Genomic DNA, 22,189 nt, shown 5'->3' with positions numbered 1-22,189 from the left:
TTCCCATGCTGAGTCATTCTGGTCCTAAGTGTAATCGGGCCGGCACGGTGAAACAATTGCTTGCACAGGAGTCATGATGAGCCAAGCTGCCTTATATATTGTGCCTACCCCTATCGGTAACCTGGCTGATGTCAGCCAGCGCGCTCTGGATACTCTGAAACAGGTAGATGTCATTGCCTGTGAAGACACTCGCCACACCGGGAAATTATTATCTTATTATCAGATTGGCACACCGACCTGGGCCTTGCATGACCACAACGAGCAGCACAAGGCGGAGCAGCTGGTTACCCGGCTGCTGGAAGGGAAAAGCATAGCGCTGGTGTCCGATGCGGGTACACCGCTTATCAGCGATCCCGGTTATCATCTGGTCAACCGGTGTCGTGAGGCGGGTATTCAGGTAGTGGCGCTGCCCGGTCCCTGTGCGGCAGTGACTGCCTTGTCGGCAGCGGGGCTGCCTACGGATCGCTTTGTGTTCGAAGGCTTTTTGCCCGCAAAAGACAAGGCCCGTCACGACAAGCTGGAAAGCCTGAAGGATGAACCCAGAACCATGGTGTTTTATGAGTCGCCCCGGCGTTTGCTGGATACGGTGACGGCTCTGGTTGAGGTGATGGGGGAAGCCCGCCGGCTGGTGGTGGCCCGGGAGCTGACCAAAGCCTTTGAAACCATTCACGGCCTGCCGGCAGGCGACATGCTGGCATGGCTTAAGGAAGACAGTAACCGCTGCCGGGGTGAAATTGTGCTGATGGTAGCCGGACACAAGGCTGATGCTGACGCTTTGCCGCTGCCGGCGCAGAAAACCCTGGCCTTGCTGAGTGCCGATCTGGGGCTGAAAAAAGCCGCTGCGCTGACTGCCGATATTTATGGGCTGAAAAAAAATGCATTGTATAAGCACGGGCTTGAAGCAGGCTTGTAACGATGCGGATTTACTCTGGCACCACAGGCGTGGCTGGGTTACACTGCGCACTGAGCTGGCCGGACAATCGCTGCTTCGTCGTTGTGCTTTTGGCAGACGGGCGAGGGGGAGGAAAGTCCGGGCTCCACAGGGCAGGGTGCCAGGTAACGCCTGGGGGGCGTGAGCCCACGACCAGTGCAGCAGAGAGCAGACCGCCGATGGCCTTCGGGCACAGGTAAGGGTGAAAGGGTGCGGTAAGAGCGCACCGCGCGGCTGGCAACAGTCCGTGGCACGGTAAACTCCACCCGGAGCAAGACCAAATAGGCCTCCTACAGGCGCGGCCCGCGCTGGAGGCGGGTAGGTTGCTGGAGCCGGCGAGCGATTGCCGGCCTAGAGGAATGATTGTCAATCGGGCTTGCCCGATACAGAACCCGGCTTACAGGCCAGCTCATTATCTTCCTTAAAACAGCGCAACTCTTCGAGTTGCGCTGTTTTATTATTCCCGGCCGCTTGCGCCAGCTTTTTATCCTTTATTCAGTAACCACCTTTTCTTCTGATGGCTATTTCCTTGCTTGAAATGCCGGTATTGCCTCCTTACACTTGTTGCGGTGGGAAAAAGTGGATCTTTGTGGAACAAAGCCAATAACAGGGACTCTGAATGTTGCGTGGTGCCCATGCCATCAGCCTTGACAGTAAAGGGCGGCTGGCCATACCAACCCGATATCGTGAGCCGTTGCGTGAACAATGCGACGGCTTATTGGTTTGTACCATCGACATCAGTCACCCCTGTCTGCTGCTCTATCCGCTTGGCGAATGGGAGCTGATAGAACACAAGCTGCGCAGCCTGTCGAGCACACAGCCAACAGAGCGGCGTCTGCAGCGATTGCTGTTGGGCCATGCCACCGAATGTGAGCTGGACGGAAACGGACGCTTTCTGGTTCCGGCACCGCTGCGGCTGCATGCCGGGCTTGAGAAAAAAATCATGCTGGTGGGACAGCTCAATCGCTTTGAAATCTGGAGTGAGCTTCGCTGGCAACAACAAATTAACGATGATTTACTGGCTCTTGATCATGAGGGGTGGGAGTCATCGGAACGATTGCGGGACTTTTCGCTATAACAATGAGTGAACAACAGGCACACATTACCGTACTGCTGGATGAAGCAGTGGCCGGCCTCAATATTCGCCCTGACGGCATTTATGTGGATGGCACCTTTGGCCGGGGCGGTCACTCGCGCCATATTTTGTCAAAACTTGGCCCGAATGGCCGGTTACTGGCCATTGACCGGGATCCGGCCGCTATTGCCGTGGCCGAACAAATTGATGATCCCCGCTTTACTATTCTTCATGGCCCTTTCTCCCGTCTGGCCGACATGATGGAAGCCGCGGGACTGACCGGCAAGATTGACGGCGTTCTGCTCGATCTTGGTGTGTCTTCGCCGCAGCTGGATGAAGCCGAGCGCGGTTTCAGCTTTCAGAAAGACGGTCCTCTGGATATGCGCATGGATCCAACCAGCGGCCAGAGTGCCGCCGACTGGCTCAACCATGCCGATGCAGACGACATTGCCTGGGTGCTTAAAACCTTTGGTGAAGAGCGTCATGCCCGCAAAATTGCCCGGGCCATCGTGCTTGATCGCCAGACCACGCCCTGGACCCGTACCCGTCAGCTGGCAGAGATGATCGCCCGGGTGAACCCCAGTAAGGAAAAGAACAAGCACGCCGCCACCCGCAGTTTTCAGGCCATTCGCATCTACATTAACAGCGAGCTGGATGAAATTGACCAGGCGCTCAATGGTGCCTTGCGTGTGCTGGCAACCGGCGGTCGTTTGTCGGTGATCAGTTTTCATTCTCTGGAAGACCGGCTGGTCAAACATTTTATTCGTAAGCAGGAAAAAGGACCTGAAGTGCCTCCCGGACTGCCATTAACCGAGGCTCAGCTGGCCGGTGGCCGCACGCTCAAAAGTGTGGGCAAGGCACAGAAACCTTCAGCTGAAGAAGTGGCTGCCAACCCCAGAGCCCGCAGCTCAGTGCTGCGAGTCGCTGAACGACTGGACAGAGAAGCCTGATGGACAGCCGCATTAACCTGACCCGGGAAGTGGGACGGGATCTGTGGCGATACAAATGGCTGCTGCTGCTGGCCATTATTACCGTTATCTCGGCGATGTCAGTGATAGTGGTGACTCACAGTACGCGGCAGAAAACCAGTGAATATAATCAGCTGATGGCGGAGCAGGACAAGCTGGATATTGAATGGCGTAATCTGCTGCTGGAGCAAAATACTCTGATGGAGCACAGCCGGATTGAAGCACTGGCCCGGGAAAAACTGAATATGAAACGACCCGAGCCAAGCAAGGAGAAACTGGTGAGGCAACCATGAGCTGGCGCAAGAAGCAGAAAAAAGAACCCATGATGGCCCGTGGCCGGTTTTACTTTACCTGCGGCGTCATTTTACTGGCCTTTGTGGCCCTGTTTGCCCGGGCTGCATGGATCCAGGTAATTTCGCCGGATCGGCTACGTCTCGAAGGCGATCTGCGCTCGCTGCGTTCCACTGCTGTCAGTAATACCTCCCGTGGCATGATCATGGATCGTAATGGCGAAGAGCTGGCCGTTTCTGTGCCGGTGCAGGCGGTCTGGGCGGATCCCAAGCAGATCCATGCCGAGCACAGTCTGGATAAACAACAGGCCTGGCAGGCACTGGCAGAAGTGCTGGGCGTGCCTCACGATACTCTGCTGAAGCGAGTACAGGATCCCAAACGCCGTTTTGTTTATCTGCAGCGACAGGTCACGCCGGCAGTAGCCGAATATATTCGCAAGCTGCGCCTGCCTGGTGTGCACCTGCGCCCGGAGGAACGCCGCTTTTATCCTACCGGTGAAATCAACGCCCACCTGGTGGGCATGACTAACATAGACGGCTCTGGTATCGAAGGGATAGAGCGGGGCTTTAATGACTGGCTGACCGCGTTGCCCGGTGAGCGCAAAGTGCGCAAGGACCGTCTGGGCCGGGTGATTGAAGATCTGGGCGTGGTATCGGCTGCCCGTGAAGCCAATCACATTGAACTGAGCATCGATCAGCGGGTGCAGGCACTGGCTTACCGTTCTCTCAAGCGGGCCTTTGAATATCACAGAGCCACTTCGGCCTCACTGGTGATGCTTGATGTAAAATCCGGTGAAGTCATCGCCATGGTGAACGCACCTTCTTTCAACCCCAATAACCGTAGTCAGTATCAGAGTTTTCGTGCCCGTAACCGCGCCGTAACCGACACCTATGAACCCGGTTCAACTCTCAAGCCGATGATAGTGGTCAGCGCGCTGGAGAACGGCGTTATTAATGCCGGCAGCATGATAGATACCAATCCGGGCTGGATGCGCCTTGGTGGCAAGCGGGTAGCGGACCATCGCAATCTGGGCAACATCAGCGTAGAAACCGTACTTAAACACTCCTCCAACATGGGCATGGTGCGGATGGCCATGGAAGAAACGCCGGCCCAGATGCTGGATACCCTGTATCGCTTTGGGCTGGGGATCGATTCGGGCATGGGGCTGGTGGGTGAAAGCACTGGTATGGTTCCCCAACGCCGGCGCTGGTCCGAAATAGAGCAGGCGACCCTTTCTTTTGGATATGGCGTGACGGTAACCCCGCTGCAGCTGGCTCAGGCTTACGCCATTCTGGCTAACGGCGGTGTGCGTTATCCGCTTTCCATTGTGAAACGTAACCAGCCGCCCACCGGCGAGCAGGTCATTCCCCGCCAGCATGCTGATGCGGTATTACAAATGCTGGAAAGTGTGGTTAATCCCGGTGGTACCGCCACTCGGGCGGCTATTCCCGGTTATCGGGTGGGCGGCAAGACCGGTACCTCGCGCAAGGCCATTGCCGGTGGTTATGGCAGTGATTATGTGGGGCTGTTTGCTGGTGTGGCACCATTGAGTAACCCTCGTCTGGCCATGGTGGTGGTGATCAATGAACCTCAGGGCGATCAATATTACGGCGGTCTGGTGGCGGCACCCGTCTTTGCCGAGGTGATGAGCGGTGCCCTGCAGCTGCTGAATATTCGCCCCGATGCCGCCACCGAAGAACAATTCCAGCTGGCAGGACAGGAGGCAAGTGTTGTCCCTCACTCTTAGAGAGCTGGCAAGCGCGCTGGGGCATGCGGCCCCGGCCATTGCCATAAACAGAATGACCCTCGACAGCCGGGCTGTGTCTGCCGGCTGTCTGTTTATTGCTGTTAAAGGCCATCATGCCGATGGTCGTCGTTTTATCGGGCAGGCGCTGGAGCAGGGTGCGGCAGCGGTAATTTATCAGACCGACACTCAGGAAGAAGCCGGCCTGAACAGCCGGGACCACCGTTTGTTGGGCGTGTTTGACCTGCCAGCCAAATTGTCGCTGCTGGCGGGCGCTTTTTATGGTGAGCCTGCCCGGCAGCTGCAGCTGGCCGGTGTGACCGGCACAAACGGCAAAAGTACGGTTTCTCAGCTGATTGCGCACTGGGGTCAGCTGCTTGGTACTACCAGCGGTGTCATGGGAACCCTGGGTAATGGGCTGTGCGGCCAGCTTGAGCCGGCGGTCAATACCACAGGGTCAGCGCTGGAGGTGCAGCAGCAGCTGGCGCGTATGCTTGGCGCTGGTGCACGCAGAGTGGCGATGGAAGTGTCGTCTCATGGTTTACACCAGCATCGCGTGGCTGCGCTTGATTTTGACGTGGCGGTGTTTACCAATCTGAGCCGGGATCATCTGGATTATCACGGCACCATGGCGGAATACAGTGAAGTCAAACGGAGCCTTTTTGAGCTGTGTACCAAAGGGCGGGTGATTAACGCCGATGACGTATTTGGCCGGCGCTGGCTGGGCCATTACCCCGATGCAGTGGCTTACAGTCTGCACGGGCGGGTAGCAGATTTCAGGGGGCGTCAGCTGGTGGCGGAAACCGTTCACTTTTATGGTGACGGAGTGAAAGTGACCATTAACTCCGACTGGGGGAATGGTGTATTATCCGCCCCCCTGATCGGCCGTTTTAATGTGGCCAACCTGCTGGCGGCGATGGGAGCACTGCTGGTGCTGGGCGAGTCCTTTGAAAAGCTGCTGGCGACCGCGCCCAAACTGACGGGCGTGGCCGGGCGGATGGAGCCGTTTACTGCGCCGGGTAAACCCCTGCTGGTGGTGGATTATGCCCATACACCCGATGCGATTGAGCAGGTATTGCAGGCGCTGCAGCAGCATTGCAAGGGCCGGCTCTGGTGTCTGAGCGGCTGCGGCGGCGATCGGGACAAGGGCAAGCGGGCCTTGATGGCGGCAGCAGCGGAACAAGGTGCCGATGTGGTTATCCTTACCGACGATAATCCCCGTACTGAGTCGCCGGCAGCCATTATTGCCGACATGCAGGCCGGGCTCAGCAATCCGGCGGCAGCGCAGGTAATCCATGGCCGGCGTGATGCCATTGCATACGCCATAGAACACGCGGACGAGCAGGATATTATTTTGGTGGCCGGCAAGGGCCATGAGGATTATCAGATTGTGGGTACAGAGATCATGCATTACAGCGACCGGGAAACCGTGGCGGCGCTGCTGGGAGTGACATTGTGATTACACTTTCCCTGAGCCGGCTGGCCGAGGCATCCGGCGGTGAGTTGCGCGGCACCGATCAGAACATTCTGGCAGTATCCACCGACAGCCGGCAGCCCACGAGTGATGGCTGCCTGTTTGTGGCCCTGTCCGGCGAGCGCTTTGATGCCCACGATTTTACTGTTCAGGCAGTGAAGCAGGGTGCCGCTGCGCTGCTGGTGGAGCGCTGGCAGGCTCTGGATGTGCCCCAGATCAGAGTGGCCGATACCCGGCTCGCGCTGGGCGTTCTGGGCGGTCTGGTACGTGATGCCAGCCATGCCAAAGTGCTGGCCATTACCGGCAGCTGTGGCAAAACCACGGTCAAAGAGATGGCCGCCAGCATACTGCGCCAGAAGGGGGAAGTGCTGGCCACCAGGGGTAACCTCAATAACGAGATTGGTGTGCCTCTGACCCTGTGCGAGCTGACCGACAGCACTGACTACGCCGTGATTGAGCTGGGTGCCAACCATATCGGTGAAATCGCCTGGACCAGCTCGCTGACGAAACCCCATGCGGCCCTGATCAACAATGTGGAGGCGTCTCACCTGGAGGGCTTCGGCTCGCTGGAAGGCATCGCTCAGGCCAAAGGTGAAATCTACAGCGGTCTGGTGCCCGGCGGTGTGGCCATTGCCAACGGTGACAGTCCGTTCTGCAACCTGTGGAAACAACAGGTGGAACTGATTTATTTTGGTGAGCGCCGGGACTATCAGGCCCGTAATATCAGCCTGAATGCTGCTGGCTGTGCTCACTTTCGGCTGCTGACGCCCCAGGGCGAAATTGAAGTACAGCTGCCGGTGCCCGGCAAACACAATGTGGCCAATGCCCTGGCCGCTGCCGCCGGTACCGAGCAGCTGGGTGCCAGTCTGGCCGACATTGCGACCGGACTTGCCGCCTTCGGACAGGCCAAAGGTCGTTTACAGGTATGGACGCGACCCGGTCTGACGGTGCTGGATGATACCTATAATGCCAGCGTAGCGTCGGTGCTGGCAGGGCTTGATACCCTGGCCAGCCTGCCGGGTTACCGCATTTTTGTGTTTGGTGATATGGCCGAGCTGGGTGATTACAGCCGCGAAATGCACAGCAAAGTGGGTGAGCATGCCCGCAAGCTGGGTATTGATGAGGTACTGACCGCTGGCCGGGACAGCCACCATACGGCAACGGCGGCCAATGGCCGTCATTTCGAGAATAAACAACAATTGTGGCCAGTGCTGAAAGCAGCGCTGGCAGCACACAACAAGGTGGTCGTTTTGGTTAAGGGTGCACGCAGCGCGCGGATGGAACAGCTGGTCCGGGCCATTCAGGAGGGAGAGCTATGCTAGTCTGGCTGGCGGAATGGCTGACTCCCCATTTCAGCTTTTTTAACGTTTTTTCTTATCTGACCTTCAGGGCCATCGTCTCCATTCTGACCGGCCTGATGGTGTCTTTATGGATTGGACCAAGGCTGATCCGCCGGCTGCAGAAGCTTCAAATCGGCCAGGTAGTACGCAACGATGGTCCTGAGTCTCATTTCAGCAAGGCGGGTACCCCTACCATGGGTGGCCTGATGATACTGATCGCCATTTCTGTCTCTGTGCTGCTGTGGGCACGGTTGTCCAACCCCTATGTATGGGTGGTGCTGTTTGTACTGATTGCCTTTGGTGCCATCGGCTTTGTGGATGACTACCGCAAGGTGGTACGCAAAAACACCGACGGTCTGATCGCCCGCTGGAAGTATTTCTGGCAGTCGGCGGCAGCGCTGACAGCGGCCATTTTTGTGTACTGGATAGCCAAGGATCCGGCTCAGACCCAGCTGGTTGTTCCGTTTTTCAAGGACGTCATGCCTCAGCTTGGTCTGTTTTTTGTGATCCTCAGTTACTTCGTGATCGTCGGCTCCAGCAATGCGGTCAACCTGACTGACGGGCTGGACGGCCTGGCGATTATGCCCACTGTAATGGTGGCAGCAGGCTTTGCCCTGGTGGCCTGGGCCACCGGTAACGTCAACTTTGCCGAATATCTGCATATTCCCTATGTGGCCAATGCCGGCGAGCTGACCGTGGTGTGCACTGCCATTGTCGGCGCCGGTCTCGGTTTTTTATGGTTTAACACCTTTCCCGCTCAGGTATTTATGGGCGATGTAGGCTCGCTGGCACTGGGTGCCACCCTGGGCGTGATTGCGGTGCTGGTACGCCAGGAATTTTTGCTGGTGATCATGGGCGGCATCTTTGTTATCGAGACCCTGTCGGTGATCCTGCAGGTGGGTTCCTACAAGCTGCGGGGCCAGCGAATTTTTCGCATGGCACCCATTCATCATCACTATGAACTGAAAGGCTGGCCCGAGCCTCGTGTGATTGTCCGTTTCTGGATCATTACCCTGATGCTGGTGCTTACCGGCCTGGCCACTCTGAAGCTGAGATAACATCATGATTCCTGCACGCACTGTGATTATCGGACTGGGGCAAACGGGGCTTTCCTGTGTGCACCACTGCGTGCGCAAGGGCGTGCGCCCTGTGGTGATGGATACCCGCACAGCGCCGCCGGGTGCCGAACAGCTGCCGGCAGGACTGGAATGTTACTTTGGCGGCCTGAACCCTGAAGTGCTCTGTGGTGCCGACTTGATTATCGTCAGCCCGGGTGTGCCGCTGGCTACGCCCGAACTGCAGCAGGCGGCCGCCGTCGGGGTGGAAATTATCGGTGATGTGGAGCTGTTTCTGCGTGAATGTACAGCTCCAGTGATTGCCATTACCGGCTCCAACGGCAAAAGTACCGTCACTACCCTGGTGGGTGAGATGGCGGCTGAAGCCGGGCTGGCCGTGGGCGTGGGCGGTAATATCGGCACGCCGGCACTGGCGCTGCTGGAGCAGCCACTGGCGCTGGCGGTGCTGGAGCTGTCCAGCTTTCAGCTGGAAACCACGCCGGGGCTGAAGGCACTGGCGGCTACCGTGCTGAATATCAGTGAAGATCATCTGGATCGTTACGACTCGCTGGCACATTACCGGGATACCAAGCTCGGCATTTATCAGGGGGCAGGTCTGTGCGTTTATAACCGGGAAGACAGCGAGACATATCCGCCAAAGGGGAGCAAAGCGCTCAGCTTTGGCCTGAACGGGCAGGACTATGGCCGTCTGGAACAGAATGGCGAACTGTGGCTCAGTGTGCACGGCGAGCCGGTACTGGCAGTGCGCGAGCTGCGCATTGTCGGTGCTCACAACCAGCTCAATGCCCTGGCTGCCATGGCCCTGGCAGATAAAGCCGGTATTTCCCGCATCGCTCAGCTGGCGGTGCTGCGCCGTTTTACCGGCCTGGCCCATCGTTGCCAGTTTGTGGCTGAAAAAAATGGCGTACGCTGGATTAACGACTCCAAAGCCACCAATGTGGGAGCCACTCTGGCGGCCATCGACGGCATTGCCGGTGATATAAACGGCCGGCTCTGGCTGATTGCCGGTGGTCAGGGCAAGGGGCAGGACTTTTCTCCGCTGGTACCGCTGCTGCAAACCCGCATTGCCGGCATGGCCTGCCTGGGGCAGGACAAGGAGCAGTTGCTGGCGCTTGGTGCCAATACGCACGCCGTGGCCAGCATGAATGAAGCCGTGGCCTGGTGCGCCGGACAGGCCGCCGCCGGCGACTGGGTGCTGCTGGCACCGGCCTGTGCCAGTCTGGATATGTACCCTAACTATCCGGCCCGGGGCGATCATTTTGTGTCGCTGGTGGAGGCGCTATGAAGCTGCTGCCTGCTTTCAGCATGGACTGGCTGCTGCGGCCGTCTCAGGGGCATATCTATGATCGTCAGCTGGTTATTTTATCGCTGGCGCTGATGGCCATTGGGCTGGTCATGGTGTCGTCGGCCTCCATTGCTGAAGGCATCGCCGTGGGCGATGACGCTTTTTTCTTTGTAAAACGTCACGGCATCTTTTTGCTGGTTTGTCTGTTTCTGAGTGCCCTGGTGCTGCAGATCCCCATGGCCCGCTGGCAGCAATACAATGCCAGCTTTCTGATCCTGGCGCTGATCATGCTGATGCTGGTACTGGTGGTAGGCCGGGAGATAAACGGCAGTAAGCGATGGCTGGCGCTGGGGCTGTTCAACGTGCAGCCGGCAGAAATTGCCAAGCTGGCACTGTTTACCTTTCTGGCCGGTTTTCTGGTACGCAAGCAGGACGAAGTGCGCAGCCACTGGAAAGGCTTTCTCAAGCCGCTGGCGGTAATGAGCATGCTGTCCTTCCTGTTGCTGATGCAGCCGGATCTGGGCTCAGTGGTGGTGTTGTTTGTGACTACGCTGGGCATGCTGTTTATTGCCGGTGCCCGCATGGGCCAGTTTATCAGCCTGGTGCTGCTGGGTATGGCACTGGTAGCCGGGCTGATTGCCATGGCACCTTACCGGGTTAAACGGGTGACTTCGTTTCTGAATCCCTGGGATGATCCCTTTGGCAGCGGCTACCAGCTTACTCAGTCGCTGATGGCGTTTGGCCGGGGCGGCTGGTTTGGTGAAGGCCTGGGCAACTCCATTCAGAAGCTGGAATATCTTCCCGAAGCCCATACCGACTTTGTGTTTGCCATTCTGGGCGAAGAGCTGGGCTTTACCGGTGTATTGCTGGTACTGCTGCTGCAGTGCTGGCTGGCGTTCAAGGCGCTGCGTATCGGCCAGAAGGTACTGATGGGCGGACGCCAGTACGAAGGCTATCTGGCCATGGGCATCGGCATCTGGTTCAGCTTTCAGACCGTAGTGAATGTGGGCGCGGCCTCGGGCATGCTGCCCACCAAAGGCCTGACCCTGCCACTGGTGAGCTATGGCGGCTCCAGTCTGCTGGTGATGAGTGCCGCCGTGGCCATTCTGGTGCGCATCGATTTTGAATGGCGTCGCGACAACATGCAGGCCAGACAGCGGGAGGCGCTATGAACAACAACAAAACGCTGCTGGTGATGGCCGGCGGCACTGGCGGCCATGTGTTCCCCGGGCTGGCGGTGGCGGATCTGCTGCACAGTGAAGGCTGGACCATTCACTGGCTGGGCACGGCGGATCGCATGGAGGCCCGGCTGGTGCCGGAGCACGGTTATCCGCTGCATACCATCAGTATTTCCGGGGTACGCGGCAATGGCATCAGGCGGCTGCTGGCGGCTCCCTTTAAAATCGCCAATGCGGTGCGGCAGGCGCGCAGAATTTTAAAGGAAACACAGCCCCATGTGGTGCTGGGTATGGGCGGTTTTGCCGCCGGACCCGGCGGAGTGGCGGCCAGAATGGCGGGCATTCCGCTGGTGCTGCATGAGCAGAACGCCGCTGCCGGCATGACCAACCGCCTGCTGGCACGCATTGCCAGCAAGGTATTAATGGCCTTTCCCGGTGCTTTTGAGCAGGGCGAGGTGGTGGGCAACCCGGTGCGCCCCGATGTGATAGCGTTGCCGGCACCGGCCGAACGCATCAGCCTTGCACCGCAGCCGCTGCGTCTGCTGGTGGTGGGCGGCAGTCTGGGAGCGAAGGTTCTGAACGACACTTTACCTGCAGCGCTGGCACAAGTGAATGCGCCTGTGGCGGTGCGCCACCAGTGTGGCAAGGGCAACAGCGAGGCGGTACGCGCCGCCTATCAGGCAAAAGGTGTACAGGCCGACGTAAGCGACTTTATTAGCGATATGGCCGCTGCCTATGGCGAAGCAGATCTGGTGGTGTGCCGGGCCGGTGCCCTGACGGTATCGGAAGTGGCCGCCGCCGGCCTGGGGGCCATTTTTGTGCCGCTGCCTCATGCGGTGGATGATCACCAGACCAAAAATGCACAGGCGCTGGTGAATGAGGGCGCAGCCCTGCTGATGCCACAGGCTGGCCTGACCCCGGCAGCACTGGCACAGCAGCTGGAGCAGCTGGCCGGTAACCGCGAGCGGCTGCAGCAGATGGCCGTGAAAGCCCGGCAACTGGCAATTACCGATGCGGCGGCGCAGGTGGCACAGTGCCTGCGCACCCTGACCCAATAAACGAGAGACAGGCATGACCAAGGTTGAACTGGCAAAACTGAGAAGCATGATTCCCGAGATGAGACGGGTCAGACGCATTCACTTTATCGGTATTGGCGGGGCCGGCATGGGCGGTATTGCCGAGGTGCTGGCCAATGAAGGTTATGCCATTACCGGCTCTGATATTGCTTACAACCCGGTTACTGACCGGCTGCAGGCCATGGGTGCCACCATTTTTCTGGGCCACGATGCCCAGCAGGTGGCCGGTGCCAGCGTGGTGGTGGTGTCTACCGCCATTCAGGCCGATAACCCCGAGCTGCTGGCAGCTCGGGATCTGCGCATTCCGGTGGTGCGCCGGGCCGAGATGCTGGCGGAGCTGATGCGTTTTCGTCATGGTGTGGCGGTGGCCGGCACTCACGGTAAAACCACCACCACCAGTCTGATTGCCAGCATTTATGGCGAAGCCGGCCAGGATCCTACCTTTGTGATTGGCGGCCTGCTTAACGGTGCCGGCTGCAATGCCCGGCTGGGCACCAGTCGTTATCTGATTGCCGAAGCGGATGAAAGCGACGCCTCCTTTCTGCATCTGCAGCCGATGGTCTCTATTGTGACTAATATTGAAGCGGATCACATGGATACCTATGGCGGTGATTTCAGCAAGCTGGAAGGTACTTTTGTCGACTTCTTGCACAACTTGCCCTTCTATGGTCTGGCGGTGTTGTGTATTGATGATGAGGTCGTCAAAGGGTTGTTACCGCGTATTGGCCGGCAGTTTGTGACTTACGGCTTTCATCCCGAGGCAGACTACCGGGTAGAAGATTTTCAGCAAAGTGCTGATCACAGCCGGTTTCGAGTGTGCCGTCCCGACGGCTCCTGCCTTGATGTGCAGCTTAACCTGCCCGGCCGCCACAATGCCCAGAATGCAGCGGCGGCCATTGCCGTGGCCTGTGAAGACGGCATTGACGATGACGCCATTCTGGCGGCGCTGAAGAAATTCGAGGGTGTGGGCCGGCGTTTTCAGCAATACGGCGAGTTCGACACCGGCCGGGGCAAGGTCAAGCTGGTGGATGATTATGGTCATCATCCGAGTGAAGTGCGTGCCACTCAGCATGCCGTGCGCGCCGGCTGGCCCGAACGCCGGCTGGTAACCGTGTATCAGCCCCACCGCTACACCCGCACCCGGGATCTCTATGAAGATTTTGTCGATGTACTGTCGAAAAGCGATGTGTTGATCCTGCTGGAGGTGTACAGTGCCGGCGAAGCACCCATTCCCGGTGCCGACAGCCGGGCGTTGTGCCGCAGTATCCGCAGCCGGGGCCAGGAACCAATATATGTGGCTACGCCCGATGAAGTACCCGCTGTGCTGTCTGAACTGATGCAGGATGGTGACATAGTGCTGACTCAGGGGGCCGGCAATATCGGTGCCCTGGCACGCAAGCTGGGCGGATTTGAACTTTCGGTGAAAGCCATGAAACAGCAAGGAGAGCAGTCATGAAACAATTCGGCAAGGTGGCAGTGCTGTTTGGCGGACGCTCTGCCGAGCGGGAAGTCTCGCTGCGCTCCGGTGCTGCTGTGCTCGCCGGTCTGCAGCGGGCCGGGGTGAATGCTCATGGTATCGACACCAGAGACTACCCGCTGGCACAGCTCAAGCAAGACGGCTTTGATCGCGCCTTTATTGTGGTGCACGGCCGGGGCGGAGAAGACGGCACCCTGCAGGGGGCGCTGGAGCATATGGGCATTCCCTACACCGGCTCCCGGGTGCTGGGGGCAGCACTGGCCATGGACAAGATCCGCACCAAGCAGGTGTGGCGTGCCATGGGGCTGCCTACTGCCGATTTTGAAATTGTGCGTAAGGGGCAGTTTCAGGCCGCCGATGCGGATCTGCTGCTCGGTCGTTTCGGCGGTCCTGTGTTCGTCAAGCCGTCTCACGAGGGCTCCAGCATTGGTATGGCCCGGGCGGAAACCGCCGGAGAGCTGGCGGCAGCTGTTGATGCAGCCTTTGAATTTGATGACGAAGTACTGCTGGAACGCTTTATCGACGGCGACGAATACACCGTCAGCATTCTGGGTGAGCGGGCACTGCCGGCCATTCGTCTGCGCACGCCCCACACCTTTTATGATTACTCCGCCAAGTATCAGTCGGGTGACACCGAATATCTGTGCCCCTGCGGCCTGAGCGAGCAGGAAGAAGCCGAGCTGGGTGCGCTGTGTCTGCGTGCCTTTGACGGCGTGGCCGCCACCGGCTGGGGCCGGGTGGATTTGATGCGAGACAGAGCCGGTCAGTGGTGGCTGCTGGAAGTGAACACGGTGCCGGGCATGACCGAAACCAGCCTGGTACCCAAGGCGGCCCGGGTTGCCGGTCTCGATTTTGATCAGCTGGTGGTGCGTGTGCTGGATATGGCCGGCTGATATGAGCGAAGCTGCCGTTACTCGAACCCGGCTGGGTTTTTTGTCCGGCCTGCTGTTTTTTCTGCTGGTGCTGGGGGCGCTGCTGTGGAGCCTGTGGCAGGCCATGATCTGGGCCACGGCGGCTAACCAGGTGCCGGTGAACAGCCTGATAGTGCAGGGTGAACACCGTTTTGTCAGCCGGGACGATATTCGTGCATCAGTACTGGCACTGCCGGAACTGGGTAATTTCTTTACCCTGGAAGTAGACAGGGTACAGCAGCAGCTGCAGGCACTGCCCTGGGTCTATCAGGCCTCGGTGCGCAAGCAGTGGCCCGATACCCTGAGGGTTTATATCGTGGAGCAGCCGGCGGCGGCGTTCTGGAATGATGATGCCCTGATCAACACTCACGGCGAAGTGTTTGAGGCAGACCGGCAGCAACTGAACCTTATCCAGCTGTCGGGCCCTGACGGCGAGGCTCATAAGGTACTCGAAGAATACCGGCGGCTGCAGCCGCTGCTGGCAGCCGGTGGCTATGACATCAGCCGGCTGCACCTGACGCCACGATTTTCCTGGGAACTGACTCTGGGTGATGGTGTCAGGCTGATACTGGGGCGGGACGACATTGAAGCCCGTCTGCAACGATTTGTAAATGTCTATCCGGGCATCATAGGGCGCGAGCGGGTGGCTTACCTCGACCTGCGTTACGATACCGGACTGGCAGTGGGATGGAAGCAGGACGAAGAGAATGACCAAGAGCGCGGAACGAAATCTGATCGTCGGGCTTGATATCGGCACGGCCAAGGTCACCGCCCTGGTGGGCGAAGTGCTGCCGGACGGTGATCTCAACATCATCGGTCTGGGCAGTCATGCCTCAAAGGGCATGGACAAAGGCGGAGTGAACGATCTCGAGTCGGTGGTCAAGTCCCTTAAGCGGGCGGTGGATGAAGCCGAAATGATGGCAGACTGCCAGATCACCTCCGTGTATCTGGGGTTATCGGGCAAGCATATTGAATGCCGTAATGAAACCGGCATGGTGCCGGTGTCTGAGGAAGAAGTGACCCAGGAAGACATGGACAATGTGATTCACACGGCCAAGTCGGTGCGTCTGTCCGACGAACATCGTGTGCTGCATGTTATTCCTCAGGAGTACTCCATCGACTTTCAGGAGGGGATTAAAAACCCCATCGGCCTGTCGGGCGTGCGTATGCATGCCAAGGTGCATCTCATCACCTGTCACAATGACATGGCACGCAATATTGAGAAATGTGTGGAGCGACTGGGACTGCGGGTAGACCAGCTTATTTTCAGCGCCCTGGCGTCCAGCTATGCGGTGCTGACCGAAGACGAAAAGGAGCTGGGTGTATGCGTAGTGGATATCGGCGGCGGCACCATGGACATGGCGGTGTTTACCGGCGGTGCCCTGCGTCATACCAAGGTGATTCCTTATGCCGGCAGCACGGTCACCAGTGACATCGCCTATGCCTTTGGAACGCCGCCGCTGGATGCGGAAGCCATCAAGGTGCGTCACGGCTGTGCCTTCAGTCGTCTGGTGAGCAAGGAAGATAATATTGAAGTGCCCAGCGTGGGTGGCCGGCCGGCCCGCAGCCTGCAGCGTCAGACTCTGGCGGAAGTGATCGAGCCCCGTTACAGCGAGTTGCTCGGCATGATCAATCAGGAACTGGCGCGGGTGCAGACCGAGCTGAAAAAGTCCGGAGTCAAGCATCAGCTTGCCGCCGGCCTGGTACTCACCGGTGGTGCCGCCCAGATTGAAGGGCTGGTGGAGTGTGCCGAGCAGATTTTTCAGTGCCAGGTGCGTATCGGTCAGCCCGGCAGCATTAAGGGACTATCGGATTATGTTGAGACACCGGTGTACTCCACCGCCGTGGGGCTGTTGCAGTACGGCAAGGAGCACCAGTCAGCACCTCAACAGGAATACAACAGCAAGTCCAGTGTCACCGGCCTGTTCAGGCGGGTGGGTAACTGGCTGCGTGGTGAATTTTAAGCCTGGCAGGAAACCAGGCACCAAAGCGGAGAGAGGGTTAATCCTATGTTTGAACTGATGAATGATCACGAGCAGGAAGCCGTCATTAAAGTAGTTGGTGTGGGTGGCGGTGGTGGTAACGCCGTGGAACACATGGTGCGGGAAAACCTCGAAGGGGTGGAATTCCTCGCCATCAACACCGATGCCCAGGCACTGCGCAATGCCAGTGCCCATCACACCCTGCAGGTCGGCAGCGCCATTACGAAAGGCCTGGGCGCGGGCGCCAATCCGGAAGTGGGACGTGACGCAGCACTGGAAGACAAAGACGCCATTCGCGATCTGCTCGACGGTGCCGATATGGTATTTATTGCGGCCGGCATGGGCGGCGGCACCGGTACCGGTGCTGCCCCCGTGGTCGCTGAAGTAGCCAAGGAGCTGGGTATTCTGACTGTGGCCGTAGTGACCAAGCCCTTTGCCTTTGAAGGCAAGAAGCGCATGAACTACGCCCAGCAGGGCATCAACGAGCTGGCCAAGCACGTCGACTCGCTGATCACCATTCCCAACGACAAGCTGCTTAAGGTACTGGGCCGGGGCATTTCCCTGCTGGACGCCTTCAAAGCCGCCAACAACGTACTGCTGGGCGCGGTGCAGGGCATTGCCGAGCTGATCACCCGTCCGGGCCTGATCAACGTTGACTTCGCCGACGTACGCACCGTGATGCGGGAAATGGGCACTGCCATGATGGGCACCGGCCATGCTACCGGTGAAGACAGAGCCGAGGAAGCCGCCGAGAAGGCCATCTCCAGCCCGCTGCTGGAAGATGTGGATCTGGCCGGTGCCCGGGGCATTCTGGTGAATATTACCGCCGGTCTCGATATGAGCATTGAAGAGTTCGAAACCGTGGGTAACGCGGTCAAGGCCTTTGCCTCCGAGAACGCCACCGTGGTGGTGGGTACGGTACTGGATCCGGAAATCACCGACGAACTGCGCGTGACCGTGGTGGCCACCGGCATTGGTGCTGAGCGCAAGCCTGATATCACCTTGGTGAAGTCCGGTAACAGCCGTGACGATAATGGTCTGCGCCGGGCCGAAACGCAGGAAGAGCAGGGCGGCAAGGTAGCCGTCGGGGGCGATACCGCCCAGGCGAAAACCGATTTGGACTACCTGGATATTCCGGCCTTTCTGCGTAAGCAGGCTGACTGAAAATTACGCTGAATTAGCGTAATCGGGTAAAAGCATGCTAAAGTATGGGGCCATTTTAATGGTTCGAATCGGGCTATCTGACTGACGGACAATCCTATGATTAGACAACGAACTCTGAAAAATACCGTGCAGGCCACCGGAATCGGCCTGCATTCCGGTCACAAGGTGCAAATGCGCTTTGTACCCGCGCCGGCCAACACAGGTATCGTGTTTCGTCGTACCGATCTGGAACCGCAGGTCGAGATTCGGGCCGATGCCGCCCTGGTAAAGGACACCATGCTGTGTACCGCCCTGGTCAATGATCAGGGTGTACGGGTATCCACCATCGAGCACCTGTCCGCCGCGCTGGCGGGCCTGGGCATCGACAACCTCTATATTGAGGTGGATGCCCCCGAGGTGCCGGTCATGGACGGCAGTTCTCATCCTTTTATCTACCTGCTGCAGTCTGGTGGCATTCACGAGCTGAACGCGCTCAAGCGTTTTATTCGCGTGAAAAAGCCGGTGCGGGTGGAAGACGGCGACAAGTGGGCCGAGCTGCGTCCTTTTAACAAGGGCTTTCGCATGGATCTGACCATCGACTTCAAACACCCGGTGTTTGAAGGCCGCAGTCAGCATCTGCAGCTGGATTTTTCCGGTGCTGCCTTTGTCAAAGAGCTGAGCCGGGCCCGGACCTTTGGCTTTATGCGTGATATCGAATACCTGCATTCCCAGAACCTGGCCCTGGGCGGCAGCCTGGAAAACGCCGTGGTACTGGATGAATACAAGGTGCTTAACGAGGACGGCCTGCGTTACCCCGACGAGTTTGTGAAGCACAAGATGCTGGACGCCATTGGCGACCTCTATATGTGCAATCACAGTATTCTGGGCGAATTCTGTGCCTACAAGACCGGTCACGCCCTGAACAACAACCTGCTGCGGGCGCTGCTGGCTCAGGCTGATGCCTGGGAAATGATCACCTTTGGTGACGAAGGTGCCGAGTCGCCCATTCGCTATTACGATACTGCTTTTCAGCCTGCCTGATTAATTCCTCACGCCGGCATCTCTCCGCGCCGGCGTGCTTCTTTTATGCTGTTTTCTGTCGTATTGCCCGGTGCTTTTCAGCGATTGTCTTGAATAGCTGGTCTGTCGTCACCATATTCTGTTTACAAGTATTCAGTGGCAACCTCTTTTACCCGATGCCCCAACGGGTTACATTTGCATAATGTGATCTTTATAACCGTCTAATTATGGCCTCGCCGGTACGCGGGGCATTTTTTCAACATGACAATTGGCCAAGCATGATTACCAAACTCTTCACTCGAATCATTGGCAGCCGCAACGACCGTACGCTCAAGCGACTGCGCAAGGTAGTAAACGAAATCAACGCCATGGAGCCCAGGTTTGAGGCCCTATCCGATGCCGAGCTGCAAGGCAAGACGGTAGAGTTCCGCACTCGTCTTGAGCATGGAGAAACCCTGGAGCAGATTTTGCCGGAAGCGTTTGCGGTGGTGCGTGAGGCGTCCAAGCGGGTGTTTGGCATGCGCCATTTCGATGTGCAGATGATTGGCGGCATGGTACTGAACAATAACCAGATTGCCGAAATGAAAACCGGTGAAGGCAAAACCCTGACCGGTACTCTGCCAGTATATCTGAATGCCCTGACCGGCCGGGGAGTGCATATCGTCACGGTGAACGACTATCTGGCCCGCCGGGATGCGGAAGGTAACCGGCCTTTGTTTGAGTTTCTGGGCCTGACCGTAGGCTGTAACCTGCCTGGCATGGGCCATCAGGAGAAGCAGGCTGCTTATGCCTGTGACATTACCTATGGCACCAATAATGAATTCGGCTTTGATTACCTGCGCGATAATATGGCTTTCTCTCCAGAGCAACGAGTGCAGCGACCGCTGAATTATGCCCTGGTGGATGAGGTAGACTCCGTCCTGATTGATGAAGCCCGCACGCCGCTTATCATCTCCGGCCCGGCGGAAGACAGTTCCGAGCTGTACAAGCGTATTGATACGCTGATCCCCAAACTGGTGAAGCAGGATCAGGAAGACACTGAGGAATATACCGGTGACGGCCACTATACGGTGGATGAAAAGAACAAGCAGGCACTGCTGACCGAAAACGGCCAGATTTTCGTGGAAGAAGAACTCAAGCGCATGGGCCTGCTGGAAGAAGACGACTCTCTGTTCTCTGCCGGCAACATTACTCTGCTGGCTCATGTCAATGCCGGTCTGCGTGCTCATACCCTGTTTGAGCGTAACGTCGACTACATAGTGCAGAACGACGAGGTGGTGATCGTTGATGAGCACACCGGCCGTACCATGCCGGGCCGGCGCTGGTCCGAGGGCCTGCATCAGGCAGTGGAAGCCAAGGAAGGAGTAAAAATTCAGAACGAAAACCAGACGCTGGCCTCCATTACCTTTCAGAACTACTTCCGTCTGTATGACAAACTGGCCGGCATGACCGGTACCGCTGACACTGAAGCCTTTGAATTCCAGCATATTTATGGCCTGGATACGGTGGTGATCCCTACCAATAAACCGATGGTACGAAAAGACATGGGTGACCTGGTGTATCTGACCGCTGCCGAGAAATATCAGGCCATTGTGGCCGATATCAAGGACTGTGTGGAGCGGGGGCAGCCGGTGCTGGTGGGTACTGTGTCCATCGAGAACTCAGAGCTGATTTCCGGTGTGCTCAACAAGGAAGGCATTCCCCATCAGGTACTGAACGCCAAGTTCCATGAAAAAGAAGCGGAAATTATCGCTCAGGCTGGTCGTGCCGGTACCGTGACCATTGCCACCAACATGGCGGGGCGGGGCACAGATATCGTGCTCGGCGGCAGCTGGCAGGCGGAAATTGAAGCCTTGGGCGAAGGTGCCACCCCTGAGCAGATTGCTGCCATCAAGGCCGACTGGCAGGTACGTCACGATGCGGTGCTGGCTGCCGGTGGTCTGCATATTATCGGCACCGAGCGTCATGAGTCCCGCCGTATCGATAATCAGCTGCGTGGTCGTGCCGGCCGTCAGGGCGATGCGGGCTCCAGCCGTTTCTATCTGTCGATGGAAGATGCCCTGATGCGCATTTTTGCCTCGGACCGGGTGACTGGCATGATGAAAAAGCTGGGCATGCAGGAAGGTGAGGCCATCGAACACCCCTGGGTAACCCGGGCCATTGAAAACGCCCAGCGCAAGGTAGAAACCCGCAACTTCGATATTCGTAAAAATTTGCTCGAATTTGATGATGTGGCCAACGATCAGCGCAAGGTGGTGTATGAGCAGCGCAACGAGCTGCTCGACTCCGGCGACATTCGCGACACCATTGCCGTGATTCGGGAAGATGTGCTGACTGATGTGGTACATGAATATATTCCGCCTCAGTCACTGGAAGAAATGTGGAATGTATCCGGGCTGGAACAGCGTCTTCAAAGTGACTTTGCCCTGGAGCTGCCTATTGGAGAATGGCTGAAACAGGATGACAAACTGCACGATGAGCAGATTCTGGAACGGGTACTGGCTGAAGCCACCAAATCTTATGAAGAGAAGGAAGCCGTGGTGGGCGCTGACGTGCTGCGCCAGTTTGAAACCTCGGTGATGCTGCAGACCCTGGACAATCTGTGGAAAGAGCATCTGGCTGCCATGGATCATCTGCGCCAGGGCATTCATCTGCGCGGTTATGCCCAGAAGAACCCCAAACAGGAATATAAGCGGGAGTCTTACGAGCTGTTCACCCAGATGCTGGAAAACCTCAAGCTGGAAGTGGTCAGCATTCTCAGCCGGGTACGGGTGCAGTCTCAGGAAGATGTTGATCAGGCTGAGGCAAAGCGTCGTGAAGCCGCCGAGCGGCAGGCTCAAAGCTACAGCCACGCTGAGGCAGACAATCCGCTGGCCGGTGAGCAGGCGGCTCAGACCGCTGACACCGAGGCAGCACCTTTTGTGCGCGATGGTCAAAAGGTGGGTCGCAATGATCCTTGCCCCTGTGGCTCGGGCAAGAAATACAAGCAATGCCACGGCAAGCTGAGCTGATCAGCTCATCATCATAAAATATCAATGCCGCCTTACAGGCGGCATTTTGTTGTTATCTGTTACGAATGACAGCCTGGCCGAACGATATTCCTGCCACTTCCGTCCCTTTAAGCATATTACGTCAAACCTATCTTGATTCATCCGGCTCCGGTTCCACTTCAGGGCGAATTAGCCCATAATTTTTCGCCCCGTGAGCAGGGGATTAAC

Annotated in this window: 18 protein-coding genes and 1 other RNA gene; all 19 read left to right on the top strand. The window is 57.8% G+C overall.

Features of this window, described 5'->3' with window-relative positions:
* Positions 1-73 precede the first annotated feature (73 nt).
* The 19 genes from rsmI to secA all read left to right on the top strand — a co-directional run bounded on the left by rsmI (position 74) and on the right by secA (position 21,982).
* A complete protein-coding gene (rsmI, locus tag G364_RS0110060; protein WP_026344832.1) occupies positions 74-913 on the top strand; it encodes a 16S rRNA (cytidine(1402)-2'-O)-methyltransferase in 840 nt (279 codons plus the stop codon).
* A gap of 51 nt (positions 914-964) precedes the next feature.
* Positions 965-1,347, top strand: an RNA gene (gene rnpB, locus G364_RS16870) — RNase P RNA component class A.
* Between the two features lie 203 nt (positions 1,348-1,550).
* Complete coding sequence (gene mraZ, locus G364_RS0110055) at positions 1,551-2,009, top strand: division/cell wall cluster transcriptional repressor MraZ (RefSeq protein WP_019935019.1); 459 nt, start codon at positions 1,551-1,553, stop codon at positions 2,007-2,009.
* A gap of 2 nt (positions 2,010-2,011) precedes the next feature.
* Entirely contained in the window at positions 2,012-2,956 is a 945-nt protein-coding gene (gene rsmH / locus G364_RS0110050) for a 16S rRNA (cytosine(1402)-N(4))-methyltransferase RsmH (RefSeq protein WP_019935018.1), read from the top strand.
* The gene (ftsL, locus tag G364_RS0110045; RefSeq protein WP_019935017.1) at positions 2,956-3,267 is read left to right on the top strand and encodes a cell division protein FtsL; all 312 of its coding nucleotides are present in this window, start codon (positions 2,956-2,958) and stop codon (positions 3,265-3,267) included. Before rsmH ends, ftsL begins: the two co-directional genes overlap by 1 nt.
* The gene (locus G364_RS0110040) at positions 3,264-5,012 is read left to right on the top strand and encodes a peptidoglycan glycosyltransferase FtsI (protein ID WP_019935016.1); all 1,749 of its coding nucleotides are present in this window, start codon (positions 3,264-3,266) and stop codon (positions 5,010-5,012) included. Before ftsL ends, G364_RS0110040 begins: the two co-directional genes overlap by 4 nt.
* Positions 4,993-6,468, top strand: coding sequence for a UDP-N-acetylmuramoyl-L-alanyl-D-glutamate--2,6-diaminopimelate ligase (gene murE, locus G364_RS0110035; protein ID WP_026344830.1), 1,476 nt, complete (start codon positions 4,993-4,995; stop codon positions 6,466-6,468). Before G364_RS0110040 ends, murE begins: the two co-directional genes overlap by 20 nt.
* Positions 6,465-7,805, top strand: coding sequence for a UDP-N-acetylmuramoyl-tripeptide--D-alanyl-D-alanine ligase (locus G364_RS0110030; RefSeq protein WP_019935014.1), 1,341 nt, complete (start codon positions 6,465-6,467; stop codon positions 7,803-7,805). The genes murE and G364_RS0110030 overlap by 4 nt, the downstream gene beginning before the upstream one ends.
* Positions 7,799-8,881 carry a phospho-N-acetylmuramoyl-pentapeptide-transferase gene (gene mraY, locus G364_RS0110025; protein ID WP_019935013.1) on the top strand — a complete coding sequence of 361 codons (1,083 nt, stop codon included), beginning with the start codon at positions 7,799-7,801 and terminating at the stop codon, positions 8,879-8,881. Before G364_RS0110030 ends, mraY begins: the two co-directional genes overlap by 7 nt.
* 4 nt (positions 8,882-8,885) lie before the next feature.
* Entirely contained in the window at positions 8,886-10,184 is a 1,299-nt protein-coding gene (murD, locus tag G364_RS0110020) for a UDP-N-acetylmuramoyl-L-alanine--D-glutamate ligase (protein WP_019935012.1), read from the top strand.
* Positions 10,181-11,356 (top strand): cell division protein FtsW, encoded by a 1,176-nt coding sequence (gene ftsW, locus G364_RS0110015; RefSeq protein WP_019935011.1) that lies wholly within the window; start codon positions 10,181-10,183, stop codon positions 11,354-11,356. The genes murD and ftsW overlap by 4 nt, the downstream gene beginning before the upstream one ends.
* Positions 11,353-12,420, top strand: coding sequence for an undecaprenyldiphospho-muramoylpentapeptide beta-N-acetylglucosaminyltransferase (gene murG / locus G364_RS0110010; RefSeq protein ID WP_019935010.1), 1,068 nt, complete (start codon positions 11,353-11,355; stop codon positions 12,418-12,420). The genes ftsW and murG overlap by 4 nt, the downstream gene beginning before the upstream one ends.
* 13 nt (positions 12,421-12,433) lie before the next feature.
* A complete protein-coding gene (gene murC, locus G364_RS0110005) occupies positions 12,434-13,894 on the top strand; it encodes a UDP-N-acetylmuramate--L-alanine ligase (protein ID WP_019935009.1) in 1,461 nt (486 codons plus the stop codon).
* Complete coding sequence (locus G364_RS0110000; protein ID WP_019935008.1) at positions 13,891-14,808, top strand: D-alanine--D-alanine ligase; 918 nt, start codon at positions 13,891-13,893, stop codon at positions 14,806-14,808. Before murC ends, G364_RS0110000 begins: the two co-directional genes overlap by 4 nt.
* 1 nt (position 14,809) lies before the next feature.
* Positions 14,810-15,574 (top strand): cell division protein FtsQ/DivIB, encoded by a 765-nt coding sequence (locus tag G364_RS0109995; protein WP_019935007.1) that lies wholly within the window; start codon positions 14,810-14,812, stop codon positions 15,572-15,574.
* The gene (gene ftsA / locus G364_RS0109990) at positions 15,534-16,790 is read left to right on the top strand and encodes a cell division protein FtsA (RefSeq protein ID WP_019935006.1); all 1,257 of its coding nucleotides are present in this window, start codon (positions 15,534-15,536) and stop codon (positions 16,788-16,790) included. Before G364_RS0109995 ends, ftsA begins: the two co-directional genes overlap by 41 nt.
* 45 nt (positions 16,791-16,835) lie before the next feature.
* Positions 16,836-17,972, top strand: coding sequence for a cell division protein FtsZ (gene ftsZ / locus G364_RS0109985; RefSeq protein WP_019935005.1), 1,137 nt, complete (start codon positions 16,836-16,838; stop codon positions 17,970-17,972).
* Positions 17,973-18,068: 96 nt separating this feature from the next.
* A complete protein-coding gene (gene lpxC / locus G364_RS0109980) occupies positions 18,069-18,992 on the top strand; it encodes a UDP-3-O-acyl-N-acetylglucosamine deacetylase (protein WP_019935004.1) in 924 nt (307 codons plus the stop codon).
* A 257-nt stretch (positions 18,993-19,249) separates the two neighbouring features.
* The gene (secA, locus tag G364_RS0109975; RefSeq protein ID WP_019935003.1) at positions 19,250-21,982 is read left to right on the top strand and encodes a preprotein translocase subunit SecA; all 2,733 of its coding nucleotides are present in this window, start codon (positions 19,250-19,252) and stop codon (positions 21,980-21,982) included.
* Positions 21,983-22,189 lie beyond the last annotated feature (207 nt).

It is taken from the genome of Oceanimonas smirnovii ATCC BAA-899 (genome assembly GCF_000381965.1).
In the GTDB taxonomy this organism is placed as follows: Bacteria; Pseudomonadota; Gammaproteobacteria; order Enterobacterales; family Aeromonadaceae; genus Oceanimonas; species Oceanimonas smirnovii.
Note: the sequence above shows the minus strand (reverse complement) of the source record. Positions and strands in the feature narration are given on the sequence as shown.

Bases quoted from the DNA above. Each gene is read 5' to 3' on its own strand.
- rsmI (WP_026344832.1), top strand. From the start codon at position 74: ATGATGAGCCAAGCTGCCTTATATATTGTGCCTACCCCTATCGGTAAC.
- mraZ (WP_019935019.1), top strand. From the start codon at position 1,551: ATGTTGCGTGGTGCCCATGCCATCAGCCTTGACAGTAAAGGGCGGCTG.
- rsmH (WP_019935018.1), top strand. From the start codon at position 2,012: ATGAGTGAACAACAGGCACACATTACCGTACTGCTGGATGAAGCAGTG.
- ftsL (WP_019935017.1), top strand. From the start codon at position 2,956: ATGGACAGCCGCATTAACCTGACCCGGGAAGTGGGACGGGATCTGTGG.
- G364_RS0110040 (WP_019935016.1), top strand. From the start codon at position 3,264: ATGAGCTGGCGCAAGAAGCAGAAAAAAGAACCCATGATGGCCCGTGGC.
- mraY (WP_019935013.1), top strand. From the start codon at position 7,799: ATGCTAGTCTGGCTGGCGGAATGGCTGACTCCCCATTTCAGCTTTTTT.
- murD (WP_019935012.1), top strand. From the start codon at position 8,886: ATGATTCCTGCACGCACTGTGATTATCGGACTGGGGCAAACGGGGCTT.
- ftsW (WP_019935011.1), top strand. From the start codon at position 10,181: ATGAAGCTGCTGCCTGCTTTCAGCATGGACTGGCTGCTGCGGCCGTCT.
- murG (WP_019935010.1), top strand. From the start codon at position 11,353: ATGAACAACAACAAAACGCTGCTGGTGATGGCCGGCGGCACTGGCGGC.
- murC (WP_019935009.1), top strand. From the start codon at position 12,434: ATGACCAAGGTTGAACTGGCAAAACTGAGAAGCATGATTCCCGAGATG.
- G364_RS0110000 (WP_019935008.1), top strand. From the start codon at position 13,891: ATGAAACAATTCGGCAAGGTGGCAGTGCTGTTTGGCGGACGCTCTGCC.
- G364_RS0109995 (WP_019935007.1), top strand. From the start codon at position 14,810: ATGAGCGAAGCTGCCGTTACTCGAACCCGGCTGGGTTTTTTGTCCGGC.
- ftsA (WP_019935006.1), top strand. From the start codon at position 15,534: ATGACCAAGAGCGCGGAACGAAATCTGATCGTCGGGCTTGATATCGGC.
- ftsZ (WP_019935005.1), top strand. From the start codon at position 16,836: ATGTTTGAACTGATGAATGATCACGAGCAGGAAGCCGTCATTAAAGTA.
- lpxC (WP_019935004.1), top strand. From the start codon at position 18,069: ATGATTAGACAACGAACTCTGAAAAATACCGTGCAGGCCACCGGAATC.
- secA (WP_019935003.1), top strand. From the start codon at position 19,250: ATGATTACCAAACTCTTCACTCGAATCATTGGCAGCCGCAACGACCGT.